This is a genomic window from Paraburkholderia sp. BR14320, from assembly GCF_040948665.1.
Classification (GTDB): domain Bacteria; phylum Pseudomonadota; class Gammaproteobacteria; order Burkholderiales; family Burkholderiaceae; genus Paraburkholderia; species Paraburkholderia youngii.
Genome location: NZ_JBFPKG010000109.1, coordinates 1 through 6,893, shown reverse-complemented (window position 1 = coordinate 6,893; position 6,893 = coordinate 1). Strand labels below are relative to the sequence as shown.

The window sequence follows — 6,893 nt, the reverse complement described above, 5'->3', positions numbered from 1 at the left end:
CCCATAGTGGCTGGAAAAGGCGGCAATGAGGCCAGAAGTCGGCCTCACAGTGCTTTAAAAAGGTTGATGCGCGTTGAAATTGCACAATGCGAAAGATTTAGCGACGGTGGGCGCTCAAATCGTGGAACGTCGATTCCGGGCGGGGGTATTTCCGCATCCTGTTAGGGTTCGCTAGAGAGACAATGAGGGAATCGACAAACACCTGTCTGGAGTTCCAGCGCACCCCATCTTCTGTTCTTGACTCCCGTTTCCCACAAAAAGCAATAATGGCAAGACATCCAAGATATATCGCCCCTATCCATCGGACATAAAGTAACACCCATTGGTTATCCTGTATAAAAATCCCAACACCCGACAATACGACTGCTGCGTGAACGGCCGCACCAGTACCAAATCCGACCGCGCCAGGAATTGCGATTTTGAGCCCGTGCTTCAATGTTTGAGCAACGGCAAAAATGACGTTCGGACCAGGCAAAGCCACGGCGGCAGTAAAAGTAACAAGAAACAAAACAAATAGATGAAAATCCATGAAGCCCCGCCTCGATTTGCAAATCACTCCCGAAACGAATAACTATCGACACAAAATCCGGCTAATCTCCGCATCTCAGTGGACCGCTGCGTTATATGCCTCACAGGCTCTCCCGAAGGCGCCCAGAATCTTCTGGCTGATTACATCGCTGGAAGCATGCCATTCTGGATGCCACTGCAGCGCCAGTTGAAAGGTGCGTGAATTCCTATATGACAGCGCTTCTACGACACCGTCCCCCGCTACTGCCTCCACTCGGATTCCTTCACCAAGCTCCGCGATGCCTTGCCTATGCAACGAATTGACGCATAACTCGTCGCCCTGGATAACGGACGACAGCAAGCCGCCGGAAGCGACCTTAACCGTATGGACCGGACGGTACTGTTCGTCGCGAGGAATCTCTGGATTTTCGCGATGCGAGATCCCCTTGTGCGTCAACGATAGATCTTCGTGCAATGTGCCGCCACGGTAAACGTTCATCTCCTGCAAACCGCGGCAAATTCCCAATACTGGCATATCCAGTTCTTCCGCCACCATCAACGCAACCATCGACAGCCTGTCTCGCGGACGATCCGTCCTGCAGGCGACAATGTCGTCTTCAGCAAGCGCCCAAGCGCCACCGTTCCTGTCAAAGATCCCGGGATCGAGATCTGATTCGTCGCCAGTTAGAACAAGGCCGTCAAGACGACGCATCAGGTCGCGTAATCTCTGGAAAATCGCGTCGCAAGGCAGATCGCGGTCGATCGTCGGTAAGATGACGCACTCGACCGACGCGTGTCTAGTCAGCGCCTCGATATAGCGCCGCCGCAACCAGTCGCGGTGAACGCCGTCTTGAAGATGACGATTGGCTGTGACTCCAACGACGGCGCAGCCCAGATGGCGACGTGTATCACTCATTGACCACGCCCTCCCCTGCTAACCGTCCGCGCTGGGCCTCGTACAGCCGCCTGTTCCGGTCGAGCAGCTGGTTGATGACACTTGGCTGCCGTTTTGGTCCACTAGCGAAGAGTCCTCCCCATGACTCTGCAACCTCAGCATATCGCGGATCGCGCAACCTGATCTTCTGTGCCCGCTTCAGGTGCCAGAAAGGCACGCCTGGCGAAAGATGGTGTTCCAGATGATATTCATCAAGGTTCGCGCCGACCAGCAGTCGCTCGATCAAATTGCCTTTGCGGTTACGCGTCAAGTACACATCTTCGGTTTCGGTCTCACACATTGGCGAATGCTCAGCGAGTTCAATGAACCAGCCCAAGGCTTGGAACGTGGTTAGATATGGAACAAGCCAGAACAGCACAAGCAAATCCAGCGATTGCGTCAGGGCAAAGCCGAAAATGACAATCAGCCAGAATATCGCAAATCCATAGGTGTCGATGGCAGCACCCCGCCTGTCGATGTCTTTTTTCCCCTCACGAGAAATAAGAAACCGCTCACTCCATAGATACTTGAGATAGCGTACCGTCGCTCCGCCAAACATCGCTTTCCAGACAATGGCAAACGCGTATTCACGTGGCGGGCGCACATCATACACGCCCGATGATATAAAGAACTTCAGGTCAGGATCCCTTTCAGGGTCGCCGAGATATGGATGGTGCAGATGAACATGCGAGTAGCGATAAGCCCAGTGCCGCTGAAAAACAGGATATGCGGCGAAGACGATGCCGAGCACGTAGTTCCATCCGGTGCCCCTGGCAAGCGTCCGGTGCGCGGCATCATGCGCGATAGTTGTCAGTCCGCGTTGTTGCGCGCCGATTATGAGTACTGCAAGCGGGTAGAGCCACCACGAGATTCGTATCGTCGCATAAGCACACGCAAGAATGACAAGATAGTCCTTCACAATGTAAAGTGCGCCGGTCAAATTATCTGGCCTCAATTCGGACAGCTCTCGCATAATGTCGCGCGAGAATCGCCAGGTGGTGAAACGTTTGCCTCGCAATTGCCAAGCGTCATAAATTTCCATGATCAAATTCCCTCCCAGAAAGATCGACGTCAGACAGCGTCAAGTCCGCGTTGAAGATCGGCGACGATATCATCAATGTTCTCAATCCCAACGCAAAGCCGAATCGAACCGTCGAAAATACCAGCGGCCTCGCGCTTTTCCTTGGGAACCGTTGTGTGCGTTGTCGAAACGGGATGCGTGACCAACGTTCGCGCGTCACCGACATTCGATACGTGGTACATTAGCTCGATGTTGGTTATGAATCTTCGCCCTGCCGCTTCATCGCCCAGTTCAAACATAATCATTGCGCCGTAGCCGACGCGAGCGTCAACTAACTCGTCGACAAGCTCACGTTCGTATCCTGACGACAGTGATGGATATGAGACACGTGCGACCTTCGGATGGGCGTTAAGGAACTCCGCAACCGCGACGGCATTTTCGCAATGCCGCTGCATGCGCAGATGAAGGGTTTCGAGTCCTTGTATCAGCTGAAAGCTGGCGAGGGGACTGATCGCGGCGCCGGTGTCACGAAGCCAAGTCATCCGGGATTTAAGCAAATAGGGACTTGCGCCAAGATCGCCAAGTTTCAGAACAGCTTCTCTCCAGAGGATGTCGCCATGCGCTTCATCTCCGTCGTTGAACAACGGAAAGCGGCCTGCGTCGTCAAACGCGAAGCTTCCGTTATCGACAATCAGTCCGCCAAGTGTCGTTCCGTGGCCGCATAGATACTTTGTCGCGGAATACGTGGAGATATCCGCGCCCAGAGCTTTCGGACGGCAAATCAAAGGGGTTGTCGTGTTATCTACAATAACAGGAATCCCGCGCCGCTCACCGATTTCCACCAGCGCCGGAACAGGCAACGGGACAAGGCACGGATTGGAAAACGTCTCTCCAAACATAGCAATCGTCCTGTCGTCCAACATCCGCTCGAACGATGTTACGTCTCGTGGATCCGCAGATCGTGCCTCGATACCCAATCGTTTGAATGTATTGAAGAGCAGATTCCACGTATTGCCATATAGATACTTCGATGCGACAACGTTATCGCCTGGCCTTCCGCTGAACAGGTTAGCGATAGCGAGAAAGGTTGCGGACTGCCCTGAGGCTACCGCCAGGGCGTCGCTCGCACCCTCTACTGCAGCGAATCGCTTCTCGAGGATGCGCGTTGTAGGGTTGATGATCCTGCTATACGTGAACCCATCTTGTCGGACGTTGTAGATATCGGCAATTTTTTCAAGATCGCCGTCAAGTTCATAGGCGGTAGATTGATAAATCGGTACAGACACCGCTTTGGTGACGGGGTCATGACGATAGCCAGCGTGTAGAAGTGACGTCTCGCGGTTCATTTCGGCGTTGGCATTGTTTCTTGACATGTCAAATGGCCTTTTTCCATAAGTCGGTTATACGGCGGCCCGGGTGGCTTCCGGATTCATCGAATGAAGCTGAAAAAAAGTCTTCAAATGCTATTCCCAGCAGGCGGATCCACATCGGATCAATACATCCCATGCACCCGATCCTGAAACTGCGTGTCGGAAGATGCAGTTTGGTATAGATGTAGAGGTTGTACTCCACGAGATGGGCGTACAGCGCATCGAGATCTTCTTGCGTACGAACGATATCGCGTGCCGTCAGCGCAAGGCATACCGGCGATCGATCCCGCGGGTCCAACAATGGAGAGGCGTATGGCCCAGTTGCGCGGATGACAGCGTCACGGACAGAGGCGTATCGCTCTCCACGGCGAACCACCCCTTCAATAGCCAGTTCTTCGAGGGCCTTTGCGCACGCCTGAACAACATGTGTCGGTGGCGTGGAACGCCACTCGCCAGTCTGTTCGAAGTTACGCCATTGGTCCCGAACGTCCAACACGAACGAGTTGGTCTCTGAGGTCTTGCTATCGAGCGTTTCCAGCGAGGCAACAACAAAAGACACTCCCGGCGGACCCTCGATGCACTTGTTACTCGAGGTCACAAGGACGTCAAACGGAACTTCCCTGGCACTGGTTTCCACCGCACCGAAAGAACTCATTGCGTCGATAATGGTTCTTGCACCATGACGCGTTGCCAACTCTACCATTGGCCGGAGCGGATTGACGACTCCCGTAGTCGTTTCACAGTGCACAAAACAAAGATGGGTGATCCCCGAATCCTCTCCCAGGCACGCAGCGACTTTTGTCACGGGGAAGGACTGATCACTCGGGGCAACGATGCTGACGGCATTAATGCCTCGGATCTGCAGCATTTTGAGGATCCGCTCGCCGTAGTTTCCATTAATGCATACGAGAGGCCGGTCTGACGTCCCAACGAACGAAGCCAATGCCGCCTCTACGCCGTAAGACCCGCCGCCCTGTATGGGTACTGCCGAGTACCCCCCCGAGCGTCCAGCAAATCTACAATCAGGCCCCTTACTCGCTCCGTTATTTTCTTGAAACTCACGTCGCGGGAACCCATGTCAAACTGCATCTCAGCCTTTACTTCGGCGTCCAACGCCAATGGCCCCGGTGTCAATAAAAATGGCTGCCGTGCGGTCATAGGTCCACACTCCATAGTCGAAAACAGTTGTTTAAGGACGCGAAAGCGCCGCCCATGCTCCACCTGACACCCGTCGCGCACAGATATCAGAGATCAAAGTAGTTGGTTACCGATGCGGCCGAGCGCATCGCATTGGACTTCATGTCAATTGACGGACTGGAACTCTTGCGCAGGCCCGCTTCGAGTTATCTGCATTCTTCCACAGCTGATAATGATCATGCCACAGCGAACCACCGCACCAATATGAGTTCTTCTTATGCAGACCGAATAAACGCTAATACTGCCGTCGTTCCACTGAGGAACCTGATATGACCACGGCGCGAACTGGTTTGCGCCGTGGTCACACAAGGCACGTGGCACGTGGACAATTTGTGAATCGTCCATGACAGCATCCGCGACGAGACCCAAACGCCGTCGTTGTACATCAGTATCGAATATCCGTTGCTGGCAACCTTCCTCGAACCGCTATGCTCGTATTGAAGTACACGCAACTTGGCGCTAGCCCTGTGCGGCACAACGACGGTATGCGACAGATCTTCCCCGCCGTCTGTCATCAAGCATATGTGCAACCGACAACACTCCAAATGCAGCTCGGGGCCTTCGGTTGATCGTGGTCAACGACAGGCCCTCTGTTGCTGCGGCAAACTAAACCCGTATTGTCACGTTGCAGCGTGGTACACCAACCCTACATCTCGCAGTTGCTCGCTCGCACCGTACGCGACAATTTATCAAGATGTTCAGCAGCTCTCGGGCATGCATGGCCCGAGGCCGCCACTGGTAGTCAGTTCCCCATCTCTGATCTTCATGAATCGCGACACACAGTTAGTACAGGCACAGCGCTCTCCCCCGTGAGATATCTCAGGCAGAGTGACGGTCCTTGTCGCGATCGTTTTGATAGCAGCACATCGACGAACGATGCGCATACGCTGGGAGATGAGAAATCAGCGAGTGATCCGCGGCGAGGTTCGCCGTTTCCTACGTCAACTAGGCGTGGAGAATATGTGTTCGGAGAATTTTCATGCGTCTTACCGTCCAGCTCGACATGTTTAATACTACCCGTCCGATGGCATTCGCAATCCTCTGGCTCGACACAGAAAAGCGGCAATGGTCGCGCGAGGCTCACTCCGGACTGGACTTACCCGAATGGGGCTCGTTGCATGTGGATTGCGGCAACACGTTAGTGTGCGGGCCCAGCGAAAACACACTCGCGTATGTTCTCGAAGGATTGAATCTCGACTGTCGTTACAGACTTTTCGAAGGCGACTCCGGATATGCGCTGCGGTATACAGAAGGACGTTGGGCTCCATCAAACGGCCACTGGCATATTCAGTGTATAGATAACCAACGGGGACAGCCTGAACATGAACTGTTCACCACCGGCAAGGATTCCTGACACCATCTGCGTTAAGCAAATGAGGCAATCGAACGACAGCACCTGCTCAGGAATCTGACCACTGTGATCGGCATACGTCTCGAATGGAGGTTGAGCCCCCATAAGTTTGCGGCTTGACCGATCGAGGCTCCATCATCAACGATCACCACCCGTCAGCTCGCCGTACCAGTTGAACGTCTCGCATCTGCGACGGATCTATTTTTACTCCCCATGCCGCTTCACCGTGACGACTCCCGGTGTGTACGCCAGCTTCTCGTTGATGTCTTTCCAAATATGCGCCCATCCGCTACTGCACCGGCCTGCGTCGATAGCCCCGTCTGTCGGACTTACCCCTTCGCCGTTGAGCTGCTCGTTGCGCCCGGCCAAATTGCTCACTGGAGGACAGTGAACCGCCCCGGGATTTCCGGAGGCTCCACTTCTTGAGAAAATGGAGCTATGGAAAACACGAAGAAGAAGTGCCCAAGGTACTCGCCTGAAGTTCGTGAGCGGGCTGTGCGAATGGTTCTGGAA

The 6,893-nt window shown here is 54.1% G+C and carries 6 protein-coding genes; 1 reads left to right on the top strand and 5 read right to left on the bottom strand.

The genetic code is table 11. The features are described 5' to 3' along the window. Nucleotides 1-97: 97 nt before the first annotated feature. The 5 genes from AB3X89_RS38460 to AB3X89_RS38440 all read right to left on the bottom strand — a co-directional run bounded on the left by AB3X89_RS38460 (nt 98) and on the right by AB3X89_RS38440 (nt 4,700). Nucleotides 98-529, bottom strand: coding sequence for a LysE family translocator (locus AB3X89_RS38460; protein ID WP_368587846.1), 432 nt, complete (start codon nt 527-529; stop codon nt 98-100). A 75-nt stretch (nt 530-604) separates the two neighbouring features. Beyond that, nucleotides 605-1,423, bottom strand: coding sequence for a gamma-glutamyl-gamma-aminobutyrate hydrolase family protein (locus AB3X89_RS38455; RefSeq protein WP_368587845.1), 819 nt, complete (start codon nt 1,421-1,423; stop codon nt 605-607). Then, on the bottom strand, nt 1,416-2,483 hold the full coding sequence (locus tag AB3X89_RS38450) for a fatty acid desaturase (RefSeq protein WP_368587844.1): 1,068 nt from the start codon (nt 2,481-2,483) through the stop codon (nt 1,416-1,418). The genes AB3X89_RS38455 and AB3X89_RS38450 overlap by 8 nt, the downstream gene beginning before the upstream one ends. Nucleotides 2,484-2,512: 29 nt before the next feature. After that, entirely contained in the window at nt 2,513-3,835 is a 1,323-nt protein-coding gene (locus AB3X89_RS38445; RefSeq protein ID WP_368587843.1) for an O-acetylhomoserine aminocarboxypropyltransferase/cysteine synthase family protein, read from the bottom strand. Nucleotide 3,836: 1 nt separating this feature from the next. Then, the gene (locus tag AB3X89_RS38440) at nt 3,837-4,700 is read right to left on the bottom strand and encodes an aminotransferase class V-fold PLP-dependent enzyme (RefSeq protein WP_368587842.1); all 864 of its coding nucleotides are present in this window, start codon (nt 4,698-4,700) and stop codon (nt 3,837-3,839) included. Between the two features lie 1,308 nt (nt 4,701-6,008). On the opposite strand from AB3X89_RS38440, the gene AB3X89_RS38435 reads away from it, so the two are divergent. Then, the gene (locus AB3X89_RS38435; RefSeq protein ID WP_176383507.1) at nt 6,009-6,383 is read left to right on the top strand and encodes a DUF3564 family protein; all 375 of its coding nucleotides are present in this window, start codon (nt 6,009-6,011) and stop codon (nt 6,381-6,383) included. Nucleotides 6,384-6,893: the final 510 nt, after the last annotated feature.

What these genes read in the sequence shown, in the direction of transcription:
- AB3X89_RS38445 (WP_368587843.1), bottom strand. Translation starts at nt 3,835, where the DNA reads ATGTCAAGAAACAATGCCAACGCCGAAATGAACCGCGAGACGTCACTT.
- AB3X89_RS38455 (WP_368587845.1), bottom strand. Translation starts at nt 1,423, where the DNA reads ATGAGTGATACACGTCGCCATCTGGGCTGCGCCGTCGTTGGAGTCACA.
- AB3X89_RS38435 (WP_176383507.1), top strand. Translation starts at nt 6,009, where the DNA reads ATGCGTCTTACCGTCCAGCTCGACATGTTTAATACTACCCGTCCGATG.
- AB3X89_RS38450 (WP_368587844.1), bottom strand. Translation starts at nt 2,483, where the DNA reads ATGGAAATTTATGACGCTTGGCAATTGCGAGGCAAACGTTTCACCACC.
- AB3X89_RS38460 (WP_368587846.1), bottom strand. Translation starts at nt 529, where the DNA reads ATGGATTTTCATCTATTTGTTTTGTTTCTTGTTACTTTTACTGCCGCC.
- AB3X89_RS38440 (WP_368587842.1), bottom strand. Translation starts at nt 4,700, where the DNA reads ATGCTGCAGATCCGAGGCATTAATGCCGTCAGCATCGTTGCCCCGAGT.